Source organism: Labrys wisconsinensis (assembly GCF_030814995.1).
Lineage (GTDB): Bacteria > Pseudomonadota > Alphaproteobacteria > Rhizobiales > Labraceae > Labrys > Labrys wisconsinensis.
Genome location: NZ_JAUSVX010000011.1, coordinates 168,867 through 185,850, shown reverse-complemented (window position 1 = coordinate 185,850; position 16,984 = coordinate 168,867). Strand labels below are relative to the sequence as shown.

Here is a 16,984-nt window from a genome sequence, read left to right as displayed (position 1 = left end):
TCACCCCTCGGCTTCCGGCGTGCGGGGCGCCCTCTGCGGCGGCGCGGCGACGCGCATCTCCTTGAACCGGATACCGCGGCCGCCGCCCTCGCTGACGGCGCCGTCGCCGATCAGCTCGATGCCGGCCGCGTCCAGGGCACCGACCAGCTTCATCAGCGAATCGACATTGCCGCGGATGACGCCGTCGCTGGCCTCCATGCGCCGGATGGTCGGGACCGACAGGCCCGAAAGAGACGCCAGCTCACGCTGGTCGATGCCCAGGAAGGCGCGGGCTGCGCGAAGTTGCGCGGCGGTGATCACGGCATGCCCACCAGGACTCGGATCGACGATAGTCGCCTATCATTATCCGATGCATTTGCCGGTTTCAAGAATGATTAGTGATCCCTCAGAGATCATTTATGATCGTCGAGCCTCTATCCTCCTTCGAGTCCGATCGGGGAACCTCACTTCCGGCTCCGCGCGGCGTCCGGATCGTAGGGCGAGTCCGCGACGACGCGCGCCTTGCGGCGTTCGCCGAGGATCGGCACCGCCAGTTCGGTGCCGGGTGCCGTCAGGTCGGGCGGCAGCAGCGCCAGCGCGATGTCGTGGCCGAACGCGTAGGAATAGCCACCCGAGGTGATCCGGCCGACGAGATAAACGCCCTCGTGGATCAGCGCACTGGCGCCGTCGGTCTCGATCGCCAGGGTGATGGAGCGGCGGGCGATGCAGGCGGCCTTCTGGTCGAGCATTGCCTGCCGGCCGATGAAATCGCCCTTGTCGAGACGGATGAACCGGTCGAGGCCGCTTTCCCAGGCGCTGAGCTCCGGGTTCATGCCCCGGTACATCGCGCGATAGGATTTTTCGAGCCGCAGCGATTCCAGCGCCTGCAGGCCGACCAGCCTGAGGCCGTGCGCCTCCCCGAGGCCATGAGGGCGTCGAGCAGGTGACGCCGATGGCACAGGGGATGATAGAGCTCCCACCCGAGCTCCCCTTCATAATTGACGCGCAGCAGCGGACGTCGCTGGCGAGCCCCACCGTGCCCGAGCGGACGCCGAACCAGGGGAAGGCGGCATTCGCGAGGTCCAGCTCCGTCAGCGGTTGCAGCACGGCGCGGGCATTCGGGCCGACGACGGTGAAGCGGCCCCGGTCGTTGGTGACGTTGCGCAGCTGCACGCTCCCATCGCCGGGCAGGAGCCTGGTAAGGTCGTCGAAATTCCAGCGTTCGGCCCGCGGCGTCGAGATCAGGTAGAATAGCGCGTGGTCCAGCCGGGCGACGACATATTCGGCCTGGACGCCGACCCTCGCCGTCAGGTGATGGCCGAGGCCGACGCGGCCGGCCTTGGGCAGGCGGTTGGCAAGGATGCGGTCGAGCCAGGCCTCGGCGCCCGGCCCCATCACCTCGAACTTCGTCATCGGCGTCATGTCCACCAGGCCGACGGCATGGCGCACGGCCTGGACCTCCTCGCCGACATGGCGGCCCGTGCCGGTCCAACGCCAGCTCTGCTCGTCCCGGGCCTCGACGCCGGGGTTGACGCCGGCCCGGCGGACCCGGCATGCATCGGGCGATCGGCCGGCAGCTGGCTCCGGCAACGCGGATGGCAGGATCGGCATGTCGAAGGCGACCCCGGCAACGCTCGCCCTCACCAGGCAGGGGCTCGGCTTCGAGCTCCGCAGCTACGACTACGACCCCGACGCGCCGCGCGTCGGCCTGCAGGCGGCGGAAGCGCTGGGCGAGCCACCCGGACGGGTGCTCAAGACCCTGATCGCCGAGGTCGACGGCCGCCCCGTCTGCATCGTCGTGCCCTCGGATCGGGAGGTCAGCATGAAGAAGGTGGCGGCGACCTTCGGCGGCAAGGCCGCGAAGATGATGCCGCCGCCCGACGCCGAACGGCTCACCGGCTACAAGGTCGGCGGCGTCAGCCCCTTCGGCCAGCGGCGCCGGCTGCCCACGGTCGTGGAGGAGAGCGCCCTTGCCGAGGCTTATGTCTATGTCAATGGCGGCCAGCGGGGGCTGCAGCTGCGGATCAGCCCGCAGGTGCTGATCGAGGCGGCGGAGGCGAAGGCGGCCTCGGTGATCGCCTGATCGATGAGGCGGTTCACCAGCCCGGCTCGGCGCCGCGCAGGCGGGCGGCGTCGCTCGCCGGCGGCCGGCCGAACATCCGGCGATATTCGCGGCTGAACTGCGAGGCGCTGTCATAGCCGACGTCGAAGCCGATCGCGCCGGCGTCCTGCCCTTCCACGAGCAGCCGGCGCCGAGCTTCCTGCAGCCTGATCCGCGCCCGGTACTGCAGCGGCGTCATCATCGTCACCGCCTTGAAGTGGCGGTGGAGCGAGGTCACGCTCATGCCCGCCAGCCCGGCGAGCGCCTCGATGCTGGTGGGCTCGGCATAATGCGCGCGGATCCAGGCGGTCGCCTGGCCGATCCGGGCGAGATGCGTGCCCGTGGTGGCGATCTGGCGCAGCAACGGGCCATGTGCCCCCTGCAGCAGCCGGTAGTGGATCTCGCGCTCGATCAGCGGCGCGAGCACCGCGACGTCCCCGGGCTGCTCGACCAGCCGCAGGAGCCGCCAGAGCGGCTCGACCAGCGCATCCGCCAGGGCTCCGGCGGCAATCCCGGCGGGCGGATGCTCGGACGGCACCGGCGGCAGGCCGATGAGCATATCGGCGATGGCGCGACGGTCGAGATCGAGCGTGAGCGCGAGATGCGGATGGTCGGGCCGCGCCTCACGCACGCTCGCCGTCACCGGCATGTCCACGGTCGCCACCAGGCAGGTGCCCGCGTCGAGCCGGAGCAGACGCGTACCGACGGCGATCTCCTTGCCGCCCTGCAGCACCACGCAGAGCCGTGGATTGTAGACCGTGCGCGCCGGCGCCGTCGGCGCATCGCATCGGTACAGGGCCAGGCCGGACACCGGCGTCTCCCAGCGGCCAGTGCCGGCGCAATGGCGAGCCACGAGATCGCGGCACTGGTCGATGAGGTCGGGCATGGCTGGTCTCCGGCCCGACTTGTAGGCCCGCACGCCGGCCTGCGCGAGTGCCGGGCAGCGAAGAACCCGGATCGGCAGGATCGAGCAAAGCATTGGCAGCATCGCCCTAACGCCGCCGCCTGCGTCCGGGGCATGGAGGCGGCACCGCATCACGCGGCTGCGCCGCGCTCGTCGCGCCGGCTCGAAGGAGACCCTCATGAGCAACGATTCTCCCGTCTGGTTGATCACCGGCTGTTCACGCGGCTTGGGCCGCGCGCTCGCTGCCCTCGTCCTGGAACGCGGCGGCCGAGCCGTGGTCACGGCGCGGCAGCCGGGCCGGCTCGCGGACCTCACGGCCGCGCACGGCGAGCGCGCGCTGGCCCTGCGCCTCGACGTCACCGACAGCGACACGATCCGGCAGGCCGTGGCCGAGGCCGAGCGACGCTTCGGCCGCATCGACGTGCTGGTGAACAATGCCGGCTACGGCTACCTCGCCGCAATCGAGGAGGGCGAGGATGAGGCCGTCCGCGACCTGTTCGCGACCAATGTCTTCGGACTGGCCGCATTGACGAAGGCGGTCCTGCCGGGCATGCGGGCCCGCCGCCACGGCCATATCGTCAACTTCTCCTCGATCGGCGGCCTCGCCGCCTTTCCCGCCACCGGCTACTACCACGCCACCAAGTTCGCAGTGGAAGCCCTGTCGGAATCTCTGGCGCAGGAGGTCGCGCCCCTCGGCATCAAGGTGACGATCGTCGAGCCCGCCGGCTTCCGCACGGACTGGGCGGGCGCATCCATGGTCGAATCGCACACGGTGATCGACGACTACGCCGCAACCGCCGGCCGGCGACGCGGGCAGACGCGCGCGAGTTCGGGGCAGCAGGCAGGCGACCCCGCCCGGGCCGCGGCGGCGGTGATGGCGGCGGTGGAAGCCGACAACCCGCCGCTGCGTCTCCTGCTCGGCGCGGCGGCCCTGCGGATCGCCTCGGAACGGCTCGACGCCCTGCGCGCCAATTTCGAGGCGTGGCGCGAGACGACGCTCGGCGCCGACTTTTCCGCATCGTGAGGTCAGCGCCCGAGCACGCCCTGCTTCAGCGCCAGCACCTTGCCCGGCCCGTGCGCCGCGGCGAAGAACAGGCCGGCCATGAAGGTGAAATGGTCGACGAAGAAGCCGAACTCCGCCTGGTTCCCGGCCCAGCGTCCCGGTCCGTGGAAGGAAAAGGCGAGGAAGATCACATAGGCGGCGGCCAGCAGCGCGGCTTCGGAGAACCAGGCGCCGGTGAGGAAGGCGATGATCAGCGCGCATTCGAGCAGGGCGGCGCACCAGGCGAGCGGCAGGGACAGCGGGAAGCCGGCCGCGGCGATGTAGCCTGCCGTGCCCGCCATGTCGGCGAACTTGAAGGCCGCCGCCATGATGAAGACGGCGGCGAAGATCAGGCGGGCGATGAGGATCGCGGCGGTTTTCCAGGCGGGCTGAACGGCGTCCATGGCTGGTGTCCCTCTATCGGCCGGACCCGGCCGGCGCTGGTGGCGTCGGCGCCCTGCGAGGGCGCCGCTCGCACCAAGGACGATGGCCGCATGCGCTCCCCGACACCCCGCGCGCTTTTTCCGCGCGACCGCGCCGATGCATCATCCTCACCGAGGCGATGCAGAAGGTCGGCAACGAGGGCGTCATCACGGTCGAGGAAACCCAAGAGCCTCCACACCGACGGCGGCATGGCGCCTCCGCAGGCTTCCGCCCGGGCTCGCCAGGCGTCCGGCGCAGAGCCGGTCAGGGCGCCCACCACGGCCTCGCCCGCTCGATCGCCCCGGCGAGGCCGAAGAGCAGGTCCTCGCGGCCGAGCGCGGCGGCGAACTGCACGCCGACCAGCCGGCCGCCCTGGGCGAAGGGCACGCTCATCGCCGGAATGCCGGCGGCGTTGCACGGCGCCGTGAACGGCGCATGGGCGGCGGCGCGCCGGCTGCGCTCCTCGCCGTCGGGACCGGAGAGCCAGCCGAGCGGCAATACGGGCGTGGCGCAGACCGGCGACATCAGGATGTCGTGGCGCTCGAAGAAGCGGGCGTAACGCCGTTCTACGGTCCGGACGGCTGCGAGCGCCGCAACCACATCCTGCGCCGGCCGCGCCATGGCGGCGCGGACATGGTCGGCATGGGCGGGCTCGATCAGCGCGAGGGGATCGGCGATCCCGCGCATGGCCGCGAACCCCAGGATCCGCTCGGCGGTGAAGGCACCGGAGAGCAAGCCGGCATGGGCTGCGATGCCGGCGAGGTCGGGCGCATCCTCCTCCAGCCGATGGCCGAAGCTCTCGCAAAGTCGCGCCGCCTCGTCGAGCGCCGAGAGGCACAGCGGGTCGACCGGCGCGCCGTTGAACGGCCGTCGCTGCACCGCGATCCGCAGCGGCGGCGGATCGCGTTCGGCGCAGCGCTCGAACGGCACGGCAGGGTCCGGCAGCCAGTGCAGCGCGCCCGGCTCGTGCCCGCAAGTCGCGTCGAGCAGGGCGGCGCTGTCGCGCACGCTGCGCGTCAGCGCATGCGAGACGGAGAGGCCGAAGAACACCTCGCTCGCCTCCGGCCCCGCCGGGGTGCGGCCGCGGCTCGGCTTCAGCCCGAACAGGCCGGTGAGCGCGGCCGGCTGGCGGATCGAGCCGCCGCCGTCGGTGCCGTGCGCCATCGGCACCATGCCGGACGCGACCGCTGCCGCCGCGCCGCCGCTGGAGCCGCCCGGCGACAGGGCCGGGTCACGCGGATGGCGGGTCGGGCCGTAGGCGGCAGGCTCGGTGGTGAAGCTGAGGCCGAGCTCGGCCGAATTGGTCTTGCCGAAGATCACCAGGCCGGCCGCCTTGTAGCGGGCGACCAGCGTCGAATCCCGATCGGGCACGAAGCCCCGGAAGAGCTCGCTGCCCTGCGTCAGCGGCGTTCCCGCCAGCGCGAGATCGAGGTCCTTCAGCAGGAACGGCACGCCGCGGAAACGCCCCGCCGGCAGGCCGGCGGCGATCGCCGCCCGCGCCTCGTCCTCGTGCCGCATGACGACCGCGTTCAGGACGGGATTGTGGGCGTCGAGTGCCGCCAGGGCGGCGTCGAGCACCTCGCCAGGCGACACCGCGCCCCGTGCCACGAGATCGGCGAGGCCGACCGCGTCGTAGCGCGCATAATCGGCCGCGTTCATGCCGGCCTCCCCATACGGCGGGCGAGTTCGACCAGGGCCCCGTCCGAACCGCGCCAGCCGATCAGGGAGAGGCCGACGGGCAGGCCCTCGGCCGCGCCGAGCGGCAGGCTGACCTGCGGCAGACCGGTCAGGCCGGCGATGCAGGTGAGGTCGACGATGCGCTCGCAGGCGGCTGCGGTCTCGCCGAGCGAGAGGTCGCGGCGGGGCGGCAGGATCGGCGTGGTCGGCAGGCACAGCACGCGCCGGCCCTCGAGCAGCGCCTCGACCCGGGCGCGGACCAGCGGCCGGAAGGCCAGGGCCGCCTGCTGCGGCGCCTCCGGCAGCCGCCGCGCCACGGCGATCGTCGCCGCCACGTCATAGGACAGGCGCGGGTCGACCGCATCGACCCAGGGCCCGAAGGTGCGCGCGAATTCAGGATGCTGCAGGTGGACATGGTGGCCGTTCCAGGCCCGCAGCCCCTCCTCCGCCAGGATGATCGAGCGGCTGTGGCCGACATGCTGCGCCACCGCGGCCACCGCCGGCCGCAGCGCCCCGCGCACCGGCGCGTCGGCGCAGGCGAAGGCGTCCTCGGCGATGAGCACCTCCTCGATCCCCTCCTCCGGCCCCTGCGGCAGCAGCACGGCACCGACGCGGGCGAAGATCTCGGCATCGGCGGCGAAGAAGCCGGCCGTGTCGAAGGAGGGCGACTGCGTCATCAGCCCGGCGGTCGGCACCGCGCCATGGGTCGGGCGGATGCCGTAGAGGCCGCAGAAGCTCGCCGGCACCCGCATCGAGCCGCCGCTGTCGGAGCCGAGCGCCAGCGCCACCAGGCCGGCCGCCACCGCGGCGGCCGAACCGCTGGAGGAGCCGCCGGGATAGCGATCGGGCGCCCGCGGGTTCACCGGCGTGCCGACATGCCGGTTGCGTCCGAGCAACCCGAGCGAGATCTCGTCGGTCACGGTCTTGCCGGCGAGCCGCGCTCCGGCAGCGAGCAGGAGGTCCACGGCGGCGGCGGACCGCTGCGCTGGCCCGTGGCTGGCGGCCCAGTCCGGGCTGCCGCAGCCGGTGACGTGGCCGGCGACGTCGAAGAGGTCCTTGGCGGCGAAGGTCAGGCCCGCGAGCGGCCCGGCGGAGGCGCCATCGATCGACAGGCGCGGCCCGGCCACGAAGGCGCCGAAATCCTCCCGCCCGGGAAGGCCGTCCGGACGACAGGAACTCATCGACCGATCTCCTTGGGCCTGTCGATGACGCTGACATGGGCGGCGACGACGCGCCAGCCGTCCGGCATCCGGACCCAGCTCTGCATCTGCCGGCCGATCCTGCCGTCCGGCACATCGGTGAACAGGGTCGAGGCGGTGGCGAAGTCGGCGCCGTAGCTGGTCACCACCGTGTCGACGAGCACGCGCTCGGGATTGAGCCGGCGGCGGGCGTTGAAGGCGGCGATGGCGGGGTGGCCGTAGAGGATCTCGTCCGCGCCGTAGCGAATCGTCCGCCCGTCGCGCCAGAACAAGTCGTCGAGCGTCGCCGCGTCGGCCGCGAGCAGCGCGTCCTCATAGCGGCGATAGGCGGCCCAGACCTCGGCCAACACCTCGGGACGGTTGGTCTCCATCATCCTCACCTCCGGCTTGCGACGGGCTTTCCGCCCATTCGGTAAAGCCTTTTACAACAGCAACGGGATAACGAGCAATCGCGATGCCAATCGGTTTCGTTGCCATCATCGCCCAAGAATCGAGCATTTCCAGTCTGTTGTGTGCCAACTCGCTGGCAGGCTTGCCCAAATTATTCGCTTGCATGCCCTCGGACTCGCGATAGTCTCGTCGCAGATTGGTAAAGCGGTTACACGATGGAAAAGCGGGTTGCACGGCTGTCGGATGTGGCGCGCTCGGCGAGCGTGTCGGTCGCGACCGTCTCGCGCTACCTCAACAACAGCATCCAGCTTCCCGAGGCGACCGCGGCGCGTGTGCGCCAGGCCATCGAGGCGCTCGGCTACCAGCCCAACCCGCATGCGCGCAGCCTCAGCCGCGGCCGCTCCGACACGCTCGGCCTGGTGGTCCCCGACATTACCAACCCCTATTTCGCCCGGCTGGCCGCGGCGGTCGAGCGCGAGGCGGCCCGGCGCGGCTACGGCCTGACGCTGTGCGCCTCGCTCAACACCCAGGACCGCGAGCGTGAATACCTGGCCCGGCTGAGCCGCACCGCGGTCGACGGCATCATCTTCGTCACCAACCATCCCGATGACGGCACGCTGAAGGAGCCGATCAACACCTCCAGCCGGCGCATCGTCATCCTCGACGAGGACGTCGCCGGGGTCCGCGGCTCCAAGGTGTTCAGCGACAACGAGCAGGGCGGCTTCCTCGCCGGCCGCCACCTCGTCGAGATGGGCCATCGCCGCATCGCCTTCTTCGGCGGCCCCGAGGCCATGCGCAGCACCCAGGCCCGTCTCGCCGGCGTGCGCCGGGCCATCGCCGAGGCGGGCGCGGCCGCCGAGGTCAGCGACGTCTATTGCGGCGACTATTCGCCGGAGCACGGCCGTGCCTGCGCCGAGCGCCTGCTGGCGAGAAGCGCGGCCACCGCCCTGCTCGTCTCCAGCGACCAGATCATGATCGGCGCCCTGGAGATCTTCCGGCGCGAGCGCCTGCCCATCCCGCAGCGCCTGTCGGTCATCGGCTTCGACGACATCGCCCCGTTCGTGCTGTTCGATCCGCCGCTGACCTCCATCCGCCAGCCCGTCGACGCCATGGGCCGGCGCGCCGTCGACCTGCTCGTCCGCGCCCTCGAGGGCGAGGCGGTCGACACGGTCGTCGAGCATCTGCCGGTCGAACTGATCCTGCGGGAATCCGTCGCCCGGCCGCCGCAAGACGCAACAACAAGAAAAGAACCACGCCAAGCCAAACAAAAGGGGACTCCACCGCCATGAACCGCACGATGCTCAAGCTCACGGCCGCCGCCATCCTGGTCGCCGGCCTCGCCACATCAGCCGACGCCAAGGGCAAGACCTTCGCCCTGATCCAGTACAACCAGCAGGTCTCGTTCTTCACCGACATCACCCGCGGCGCCCAGAAGGCCGCCGACGCCGCCGGCGACAAGCTGCTGGTCTTCGACGCCAACAATTCGGCGCAGGCCCAGGACAACGCCTTCGACACCTATACCCAGCAGAAGGTCGACGGCATCGTCATCGTCTCGGTCGACCAGAACGGCATCATGCCGGCGGTCCGCTCGGCGGTCGCAGCGGGCATCCCGGTCGTCGCCGTCGACGGCATCCTGCCCGAGGGGCCGCAGGCCTCGCAGATCTCGGTCGACAATTATGCCGCCGGCAAGCTGATCGGCGAGTTCTACATGGATTACGTCAAGGCCAATCTCGGCGGCAAGGCGACGCTCGGCGTCGTCGGCGCCCTCAATTCCGACCTGCAGAACACCCGCCAGAAGGGCTTCGACGACGTCATCAAGGCCGCCGGCGGCGTCACCACGGTCGGTGTCGTCGATGGCCGCAACATCCAGGACCAGGCGCTGTCGGCAGGCGAGAACCTGCTCACCGGCAACCCCGACATGCAGACGATCTACGCCACCGGCGAGCCCGCCCTCGTCGGCGCCATCGCCGCGGCGCAGAGCCAGGGCCGCACCGACAAGGTCAAGATCTTCGGCTGGGACCTCAGCGCCCAGGCGGTAGCCGCCATCGATGCCGGCTACCTCGTCGGCGTGGTGCAGCAGGACCCCGAGCAGGAAGGCCAGAAGGCGATCGAGGCGCTCGGCACGCTGGCGAGCGGCGGCAAGGTCGACAAGGCCATCAAGGTGCCGGTGACCATCGTCACCTCCAAGAACGTCGACCAGTTCCGGGCGGCGTTCAAGTGACGACGGGCGCCATGACGGGAGCGGCTCCGGCCGCTTCCGCTCCGGCGGTCCGGGGCGGGCGCGAGCCGCGCATGCGCGTGCGCGGCATCCGCAAGACCTTCGGCTCCAACCAGGCCTTGCGCGGGGTCGACCTCGACCTCTGGTCCGGCGAATGCCTCGGCCTCGTCGGCGACAATGCCGCCGGCAAGTCGACCTTCACCAAGATCCTCGCCGGCACCTATATCGCCGACGAGGGCACGATCGAGCTCGACGGCAAGGAGGTCCGCTATGCCGGGCCGGCCGAGGCGCGCGAGCGCGGCGTCGAGATGGTCTACCAGGACCTCAGCCTGTGCGACACGATCGACGTCGCCGGCAATCTCTATCTCGGCCGGGAGCTCCGGCGCGGCCCCTTCCTCGACAAGGCGGCGATGCAGCACGGTGCCCGCCAGATGCTGCAGCGGCTCGAGATTCGCATCCCCAACGTCGCCGTCAAGGTGGCGCAGCTCTCCGGCGGCCAGCGCCAATCGATCGCCATCGCGCGGTCGGCCTCGTTCAATCCGCGCGTGCTGATCCTCGACGAGCCGACCTCGGCGCTGGCCGTCGCCGAGGTCGAGGCGGTGCTGGCCCTGATCGGCCGCCTCAAGGCCGAAGGCGTCGCCGTGGTGCTGATCACCCATCGCCTGCAGGACCTGTTCCGCGTCTGCGACCGCATCGCCGTGATGTACGAGGGCATCAAGGTGGCCGAGCGCGCCATCCAGGAGACCAGCCTGGAGGACATCGTCCGCCTGATCGTCGGAGAGGGGCTTCGCTCATGACCGCCTATACCGAGCGCCAGCAGGGCTCCAGGCTGCGCGACTTCTTCCAGACGCATGCCCATGTCCTGTCGATCGCGGTGTTCCTCATCGCCTGCTGCGCCCTGTTCACGGCGCTCAACGACGTGTTCCTGTCGACGGGCAACCTCCTCAACCTGCTGCGCCAGGCGGCGCCGACGCTGATCGTGGCGGTGGCCATGACCTTCGTCATCACCACGGGCGGCATCGACCTCTCCGTCGGCTCGATCATCGCCCTGGTCAACGCCGCCGCGGCTCTGCTGCTGCGCGCCGGCTGGGACTGGCCGCTGGTCTGCGTCCTCATGCTCGCCCTCGGCGCGGCCATCGGCCTGTTCCAGGGCTTCTTCATCGCCTACCAGAAGATCCCGGCCTTCATCGTCACGCTCGCCGGCCTCTCCGCCATCCGCGGCGTGGCCCTCGTCCTCACCGGCGGCTTCTCGATCCTGATCCCGCCGAGCCTGTTCCTGTCGATCGGCCGCGGCACCCTCTTCGGCATCCCCAATCCGGCCATCCTCGGCCTCGCCGTCGCCGTGATCGGCTATGTCGTGCTGAACACCACCCTCTACGGCCGGCGCGTCTGCGCGGTCGGCGCCAATGCCGAGGCGGCGCGCCGCGTCGGCATGCCGGCCCAGCGGGTCGTCGCCTCGGTCTATGTCTGGAGCGGCGTCGCCTCGGCCCTTGCCGCCCTGGTGGTCGCAGCGCGGCTCGGCTCCGGCTCCTCCAACGCCGCCGTCGGCACGGAGCTCGACGTGATCGCCGCCGTGGTGCTCGGGGGCACCTCGCTGGCCGGCGGGCGCGGCACCATCGTCGGCACGGTGCTCGGCGCGCTCACCATCTCGGTGATCAGCAACGGCCTGATCCTGGCGCATATCGACGCCTTCTTCACCCAGATCGTCACCGGCGCCATCATCCTGACCGCCATCTGGCTCAACACCCGCATCTTCGACCATGTCGGCACCGTGCGGCGCCGGAGCTGAGGATCAGCCATGTCCGAACTCTCTGAAACCCATATCGGCTCCGGCAAGGCGATGACCGTGCTGGGGCCGATTTCGGCCGACTCCCTCGGCGTGACGCTGATGCACGAGCACATCCTCAACGATTGCCGCTGCTGGTGGAACGAGCCGAAGCAGCCGGAGCGGGCCTATCTCGGCACCGGCCCGGTCTCGATCGAGATCCTCGGCGAACTGCGGATGGACCCTTTCGCCAACCGGCACAATTGCGCCCTCGACGACGAGGCCCTGGCGATCGCCGAGCTGAAGCCCGTCGCCGCCCTGGGCGGGCGCACCGTGGTCGACCCGACCTGCCGCGGCATCGGTCGCAACCCCGAAGCCTTGGCGCGCATTTCGCGGGCGACGGGCCTGCAGATCGTGATGGGCGCCGGCTATTACCTCCAGAGCTCGCATCCCCCCGAGGTCGCGGCGATGAGCGCCCGCGACATCGCCGACGAGATCGTGCGCGAGGCGCTGGACGGCGTCGGCGACAGCGGCATCCGTATCGGCCTGATCGGCGAGATCGGCGTCTCCTCGGACTTCACGCCGGACGAGGAAAAGTCCCTGCGCGGCGCCGCCGCGGCGCAAAGGCGCACCGGCCTGCCGCTGATGGTGCATCTTCCCGGCTGGTTCCGTCACGCCCACCGGGTGCTCGACATCGTCGCGGACGAGGGCGGCGACCTCGGCCACACCGTCCTCTGCCACCTGAACCCGTCCTGGTTCGACACCGACTACCAGTTCGCGCTCGCCCGCCGCGGCGCCATCCTCGAATATGACATGGTGGGCATGGACTTCTGGTATGCCGACCAGGGCGTGCAATGTCCGTCCGAGGAGGAAAACGCCCGCGCCATCAAGGGGCTGATCGATGCCGGCTTCGGCGGCCAGTTGGTCCTGTCGCAGGACGTGTTCCTGAAGATGATGCTCACCCGCTATGGCGGCTTCGGCTACGCCTATATCCAGCGCCATTTCCTGCCGCGCCTGAAGCGCCATGGGGTGAGCGACGCCGAGATCCGGGCTTTGATGGTCGACAATCCGCGCCGCGTCTTCTCGGCGCCGGCGTGAGGCCCTCTCTCATGCCGAAAGCCTGTTCGGGACCATCCACGTCGAGCGCGACGCCAGCCATTCCCCTCCCCCTTGTGGGGAGGGGTAAGGGGTGGGGGTCCACCAGGATAGCGCGCGCCCTACGCCGACGACCCCCACCCCTAGCCCCTCCCCACAAGGGGGAGGGGAAAAACCAGCGTCGCGCCCTCTTCAACGGCGGCCGCATCTCGCTCTGCCGCTATGCTCGGACATCGTCTGAAGCATTTGTTCGCGAACGAGCCCCCGCTACCGGCTCCCGTCGCCGCCTCCGGTCCCATCAGCCCGGCAGCAGGCCCGCGATCTCCTCGCCGCTCGGGAAGGCCGACACCGTGCCCTGGCGCTGCACCGTCAGGGCCGCCGCGGCGCCGGCCGCCGCCACGGCGGCGCGCAGCGGCAGGCCGCGGTGGAGGACGGCCGCGGCCAGCACGCCCATGAACGTGTCGCCCGCCCCGGTCGTATCGACCACCGGCACCGGCCGCGCCGGCACGTGGTCGGCGCCGGCATCATCGGCCAGCACGGCGCCGCGCCCACCCAGCGTCAGCACCACGGTGCCGGCACCAGCCCGACGCAGGGCCTGCGCCGCCTCTTCCGGCGCGCCGGCGCCGCCGAAGGCCGCCGCCTCGCCCTCGTTGAGGACGAGCAGGTCGACCAGCGCGAAGAGATCGGCGAAGCCCGGCTGGACCGGCGAGGGATTGAACACCGTGCGGACGCCCGTCTGCCGGGCCGCGGCAAAAGCGGCCCGCGTCGCCGCGAGCGTCAGGTTGCCCTGCATCAGCAGCCCGTCGCCGGGCCCGAGCCGGGCGACGCAGGCGGCGGCCATGGCAGGCTCGATCGAGCAGGCCGCGGCCGTGGTGGAGGCGATGGCATTCTCGCCCGCCCCGTTGACGAAGATCATCGAGCGGTCCGTCGCCGCCTCGACGCGCAGCAGGTCGCTTTCGGGCAGCCCCTCCGCCGCCAGGCGGGCGGCGATCCAGTCGCCCTCGGCATCCCGGCCGATCGCCGCGACGAAGCGGACCGGCGCGCCGGTCCGGCCGAGCACCAGCGCCTGGTTGGCGCCCTTGCCGCCGAGATCGCGCCGTGGCGGGCCGACCACCACCGTCTGGCCCGGCGACGGCCATGCCTCGACGGTCATCGACTCGTCGACCGTCGCGTTTCCCAGAACCAGAAACATTCAAATCCCTCAAGGAGGCAAGCTCTTGGCCCCGATATCGCACAAATCGACAAGCATTATCAAGCGATTATTTGGCAAAAATCAAGTCATCATCGGCGTTGTTCACTGTCCGCCCATGCCTGGAACGCCACGATGCCAGGACAATGACTTCAAGAATACTGTTTCAACTGCAATATCCGATGCAATGTCCTATGTCGATGGCGGCGTCGACGGCCTGATCATCGAGAACCACGGGGACATCCCGTTCCTGAAGCCCGACCGGATCGGCCATGAAATCACCACCGGCCTGGCTGTCATCACCGACCGCATCCGCCAGAAGGTCGATGTCCCCATCGGCATCAATGTCCTGGCCAACGCCGCCATGCCGGCGCTGGCCGTCGCCAAGGCGTCCGGGGCGAATTTCGTGCGCGTCAACCAATGGGCCAACGCCTATGTCGCCAATGAGGGCATCGTCGAGGGCGAGGCGGCGGCGGCGCTGCGCTATCGCAAGGCCATCGGCGCCGAGGACGTCGCCGTCTTCGCCGACGCCCATGTCAAGCACGGCGCCCACGCCATCGTCGCCGACCGGCCGGTGGCGGAGCTGGTGCGCGACGTCGAGTTCTTCGATGCCGACGCCGTGATCTGCACCGGCCAGCGCACCGGCGATGCGGCCGCGGTCGACGAGATCGAGGCGATGCGCGCGGCGACCGGCCTGCCGCTCCTGGTCGGCAGCGGCGCGACGCCCGACAACATCGCCACCATCCTGCCGCTGCTCGACGGCGTGATCGTCGCCAGCGCGCTCAAGCATGACGGCGTCTGGTGGAACAATGTCGACCAGCGGCGGGTCGCCGCCTTCATGGACAAGGTCCGGACCATCCGGTCCGGGGAGTGAGCAGCGTGAGCATCGACGTGAAGGACATCAAGCCGCTGTCGGAGCGCATCCGCGCCGCCAACCAGGACGTGTGGGACGCGATGCAGGCGCATCGCTTCGTCGCCGAGATCGAAGCCGACCGCCTGAGCGCGGACACCTTCAAGGCCTATCTCGTCTATGAATGCGATTTCGTCGAGACCGCGATGCTGATCTTCGGGCATATGCTGGTCAAGGCACCAGGACTGGAGGAGCGGCGCTGGCTCGCCGGGGTGCTGCAGGCGCTGGCGGTCGAGCAGATCGGCTATTTCGAGCGCACCTTCGCGGCGCTCGGCATCACCGCGGCCGACCGCGCCCGCCCCTTGCCGCCGTCGGTGTTCGCCTTCCGGGACGGCATGCTCGCCATCGCCCGCGACGGCACCTATCGCGACGGCGTCGCCATCATGCTGGCGGCCGAATGGATGTACGCCACCTGGTGCACCCGCGCCGCCGCATGCCGGATCGGCGATCCCATCCTCAGGCGCTGGGTCGACCTGCATGCCGAACCCGAATTCCTGGCGCAGGCCGACTGGCTGCGCCGCCAGCTCGACGCCGCCGATCCAGCCGAGGAAGATCGTCTCGGTGACCGGTTCCGGCGCGCCCTGGAGCTCGAGATCGCCTTCCACCAGGCGCCGTTCGAGGGAGCCGCGCCATGACGGATGATTTCGACCTCGCCATCCGCGGCGGCACCGTGGTGACGGAAACGCAGGTCTTCCGCGCCGATGTCGGCATCCGCGGTGGGCGCATCGCCGCCGTGGGCGAAAACCTCGCCGGCCGGCAGACGATCGAGGCCGACGGCCTGCTGGTGATGCCGGGCGGGGTCGACACCCATTGCCATCTCGACCAGGTCGAGCCGGGCATGGGCTATGGCGCCGAGGACTTTGTCACCGGCAGCCGCTCGGCGCTGGCCGGCGGCACGACCACGGCGATCTCCTTCGTCGCCCAGTTCAAGGGCGAGCCGATCCGCGACGTGCTGGCCGAGACGCTGCGGCGGGGCGAGCGCTCGATCATCGACTACAGCTTCCACCAGATCGTCACCGATCCGACCGATGCGGTGCTGGCCGAGATCCCGGCGATCGTCGCCTCCGGCATCCGCAGCCTCAAGGTCTTCCTCACCTATGACGGCGCCCGGCTCGACGACCGCCAGTTCCTGCGCGTGCTCGCCGCCGCGCGGCGCGAGGGCGCCATGGTGGCGGTGCATTGCGAGAACTACGACGCCATCGGCTGGCTGACCGAGCAGCTCCTGGCCGCCGGCCTGACCGCGCCGAAATACCATGCCTGGTCGCGGCCCAAGGTGGTGGAGCGCGAGACGACCTACCGCGCCATCGCCCTGGCCGAGCTGGTCGACACCCCGATCCAGGTCTTCCACGTCTCCTGCGCCGAGGTCGCCGAGGAGATCGCCCGGGCCAAGCGCCGCGGCCTCAAGGTCTGGGGCGAGACCTGCCCGCAGTATTTCGCCCTCACCGCCGCCGACATGGACCGCCCCGGCTTCGAGGGGTCGAAGGCCATGTGCAGCCCGGCACCGCGCGACGAGGCCGACCACGAGGGCCTGTGGGAGATGATGCGCCAGGGCGTGCTCGACGTCGTCTCCTCCGACCACAGCGCCTTCAACACCACCGGCCACCATGCCAAGGACATGCACGGCCGGGACGCCTCCTTCCGCGACATCCCCAACGGCGTGCCGGGCGTCGGCTCGCGCCTGCCGCTGCTGTTCTCCGAGGGCGTGGTCAAGGGCCGCATCGACCTCCCCACCTTCGTCGCCCTGACGGCCGCCAACCCGGCGCGGATCTACGGCCTCGGCGGGCGCAAGGGCACCATCGCGCCGGGCGCCGATGCCGACATCGTGCTGTGGGACCCGGGCAAGCGCGTCACCCTGACCAATGCGCTGCTGCAGCATGCCGTCGACTACACGCCCTATGAGGGACGCGAGGTGACGGGCTGGCCGGTGATGACCATCCGCCGCGGCATCCCAGCCATGCGCGAGGGCAAGCTGCTGGCGGAGGAAGGCTCGGGCCGGTTCCTGCCACGCGGCCCCTACGACCTCGCCCGGCCGCTCGGCCGCCTCGCCAACGGCTTCGACGCCGCCCGCGCCCAACTCGCCTGAGGAACGATC

Annotated in this window: 18 protein-coding genes and 2 pseudogenes; 10 read left to right on the top strand and 10 right to left on the bottom strand. The window is 70.6% G+C overall.

All coding sequences use genetic code 11. From position 1 onward, the window contains the following. The 4 genes and pseudogenes from QO011_RS26100 to QO011_RS26090 form a co-directional block, all read right to left on the bottom strand. On the bottom strand, positions 1 to 300 hold the full coding sequence (locus QO011_RS26100) for a helix-turn-helix domain-containing protein (protein WP_307278677.1): 300 nt from the start codon (positions 298 to 300) through the stop codon (positions 1 to 3). Between the two features lie 143 nt (positions 301 to 443). Further along, the gene (locus QO011_RS26095; protein ID WP_307278675.1) at positions 444 to 812 is read right to left on the bottom strand and encodes a glycine cleavage T C-terminal barrel domain-containing protein; all 369 of its coding nucleotides are present in this window, start codon (positions 810 to 812) and stop codon (positions 444 to 446) included. Continuing rightward, positions 813 to 938: pseudogene (locus QO011_RS42665) on the bottom strand (hypothetical protein); the annotation flags it as partial. Positions 939 to 1,050: 112 nt separating this feature from the next. After that, positions 1,051 to 1,401: pseudogene (locus tag QO011_RS26090) on the bottom strand (GcvT family protein); the annotation flags it as partial. A gap of 187 nt (positions 1,402 to 1,588) precedes the next feature. Between QO011_RS26090 and ybaK the strand changes: the two are divergent. Beyond that, positions 1,589 to 2,062 carry a Cys-tRNA(Pro) deacylase gene (gene ybaK, locus QO011_RS26085; protein WP_307278670.1) on the top strand — a complete coding sequence of 158 codons (474 nt, stop codon included), beginning with the start codon at positions 1,589 to 1,591 and terminating at the stop codon, positions 2,060 to 2,062. Positions 2,063 to 2,075: 13 nt separating this feature from the next. On the opposite strand, the gene QO011_RS26080 is transcribed toward ybaK, so the two are convergent. Further along, positions 2,076 to 2,966: an AraC family transcriptional regulator gene (locus QO011_RS26080; RefSeq protein ID WP_307278668.1), complete on the bottom strand. Its 891-nt coding sequence runs from the start codon at positions 2,964 to 2,966 to the stop codon at positions 2,076 to 2,078. A 196-nt stretch (positions 2,967 to 3,162) separates the two neighbouring features. Here QO011_RS26080 and QO011_RS26075 point away from each other — a divergent pair, with 196 nt between their 5' ends. Beyond that, positions 3,163 to 4,008: an oxidoreductase gene (locus QO011_RS26075; RefSeq protein ID WP_307278664.1), complete on the top strand. Its 846-nt coding sequence runs from the start codon at positions 3,163 to 3,165 to the stop codon at positions 4,006 to 4,008. 2 nt (positions 4,009 to 4,010) lie between these two features. Here QO011_RS26075 and QO011_RS26070 read toward each other — a convergent pair whose 3' ends face one another. From QO011_RS26070 to hpxZ, 4 genes are all read right to left on the bottom strand, one after another. Continuing rightward, positions 4,011 to 4,430, bottom strand: a complete 420-nt coding sequence (locus QO011_RS26070) for a DoxX family protein (RefSeq protein ID WP_307278660.1) — start codon at positions 4,428 to 4,430, stop codon at positions 4,011 to 4,013. 283 nt (positions 4,431 to 4,713) lie between these two features. Further along, positions 4,714 to 6,108: an amidase gene (locus QO011_RS26065; RefSeq protein ID WP_307278658.1), complete on the bottom strand. Its 1,395-nt coding sequence runs from the start codon at positions 6,106 to 6,108 to the stop codon at positions 4,714 to 4,716. Next, positions 6,105 to 7,307 carry an amidase gene (locus tag QO011_RS26060; RefSeq protein ID WP_307278655.1) on the bottom strand — a complete coding sequence of 401 codons (1,203 nt, stop codon included), beginning with the start codon at positions 7,305 to 7,307 and terminating at the stop codon, positions 6,105 to 6,107. Before QO011_RS26060 ends, QO011_RS26065 begins: the two co-directional genes overlap by 4 nt. Next, a complete protein-coding gene (hpxZ, locus tag QO011_RS26055; protein WP_307279012.1) occupies positions 7,304 to 7,696 on the bottom strand; it encodes an oxalurate catabolism protein HpxZ in 393 nt (130 codons plus the stop codon). Before hpxZ ends, QO011_RS26060 begins: the two co-directional genes overlap by 4 nt. A gap of 234 nt (positions 7,697 to 7,930) precedes the next feature. On the opposite strand from hpxZ, the gene QO011_RS26050 reads away from it, so the two are divergent. From QO011_RS26050 to QO011_RS26030, 5 genes are read left to right on the top strand one after another with little or no spacing between them, the layout of a single operon-like run. Next, a complete protein-coding gene (locus tag QO011_RS26050; protein ID WP_307278652.1) occupies positions 7,931 to 9,004 on the top strand; it encodes a LacI family DNA-binding transcriptional regulator in 1,074 nt (357 codons plus the stop codon). Then, on the top strand, positions 9,001 to 9,936 hold the full coding sequence (locus QO011_RS26045) for a substrate-binding domain-containing protein (protein ID WP_307278650.1): 936 nt from the start codon (positions 9,001 to 9,003) through the stop codon (positions 9,934 to 9,936). The genes QO011_RS26050 and QO011_RS26045 overlap by 4 nt, the downstream gene beginning before the upstream one ends. 11 nt (positions 9,937 to 9,947) lie before the next feature. Then, a complete protein-coding gene (locus QO011_RS26040) occupies positions 9,948 to 10,730 on the top strand; it encodes an ATP-binding cassette domain-containing protein (protein ID WP_307278647.1) in 783 nt (260 codons plus the stop codon). After that, positions 10,727 to 11,722, top strand: a complete 996-nt coding sequence (locus QO011_RS26035) for an ABC transporter permease (protein WP_307278644.1) — start codon at positions 10,727 to 10,729, stop codon at positions 11,720 to 11,722. Before QO011_RS26040 ends, QO011_RS26035 begins: the two co-directional genes overlap by 4 nt. Before the next feature lie 9 nt (positions 11,723 to 11,731). After that, entirely contained in the window at positions 11,732 to 12,796 is a 1,065-nt protein-coding gene (locus QO011_RS26030) for a phosphotriesterase family protein (protein WP_307278642.1), read from the top strand. Between the two features lie 295 nt (positions 12,797 to 13,091). Here the strand turns inward: QO011_RS26030 and QO011_RS26025 are convergent, their stop codons facing one another. Further along, the gene (locus QO011_RS26025; protein WP_307278638.1) at positions 13,092 to 13,985 is read right to left on the bottom strand and encodes a PfkB family carbohydrate kinase; all 894 of its coding nucleotides are present in this window, start codon (positions 13,983 to 13,985) and stop codon (positions 13,092 to 13,094) included. Positions 13,986 to 14,010: 25 nt separating this feature from the next. Between QO011_RS26025 and QO011_RS26020 the strand changes: the two genes are divergently transcribed. From QO011_RS26020 to hydA, 3 genes are read left to right on the top strand one after another with little or no spacing between them, the layout of a single operon-like run. After that, entirely contained in the window at positions 14,011 to 14,856 is an 846-nt protein-coding gene (locus tag QO011_RS26020; protein ID WP_307278635.1) for a BtpA/SgcQ family protein, read from the top strand. Between the two features lie 5 nt (positions 14,857 to 14,861). Next, the gene (locus QO011_RS26015) at positions 14,862 to 15,527 is read left to right on the top strand and encodes a TenA family protein (RefSeq protein WP_307278632.1); all 666 of its coding nucleotides are present in this window, start codon (positions 14,862 to 14,864) and stop codon (positions 15,525 to 15,527) included. Next, on the top strand, positions 15,524 to 16,975 hold the full coding sequence (hydA, locus tag QO011_RS26010; protein WP_307278629.1) for a dihydropyrimidinase: 1,452 nt from the start codon (positions 15,524 to 15,526) through the stop codon (positions 16,973 to 16,975). Before QO011_RS26015 ends, hydA begins: the two co-directional genes overlap by 4 nt. Positions 16,976 to 16,984: the final 9 nt, after the last annotated feature.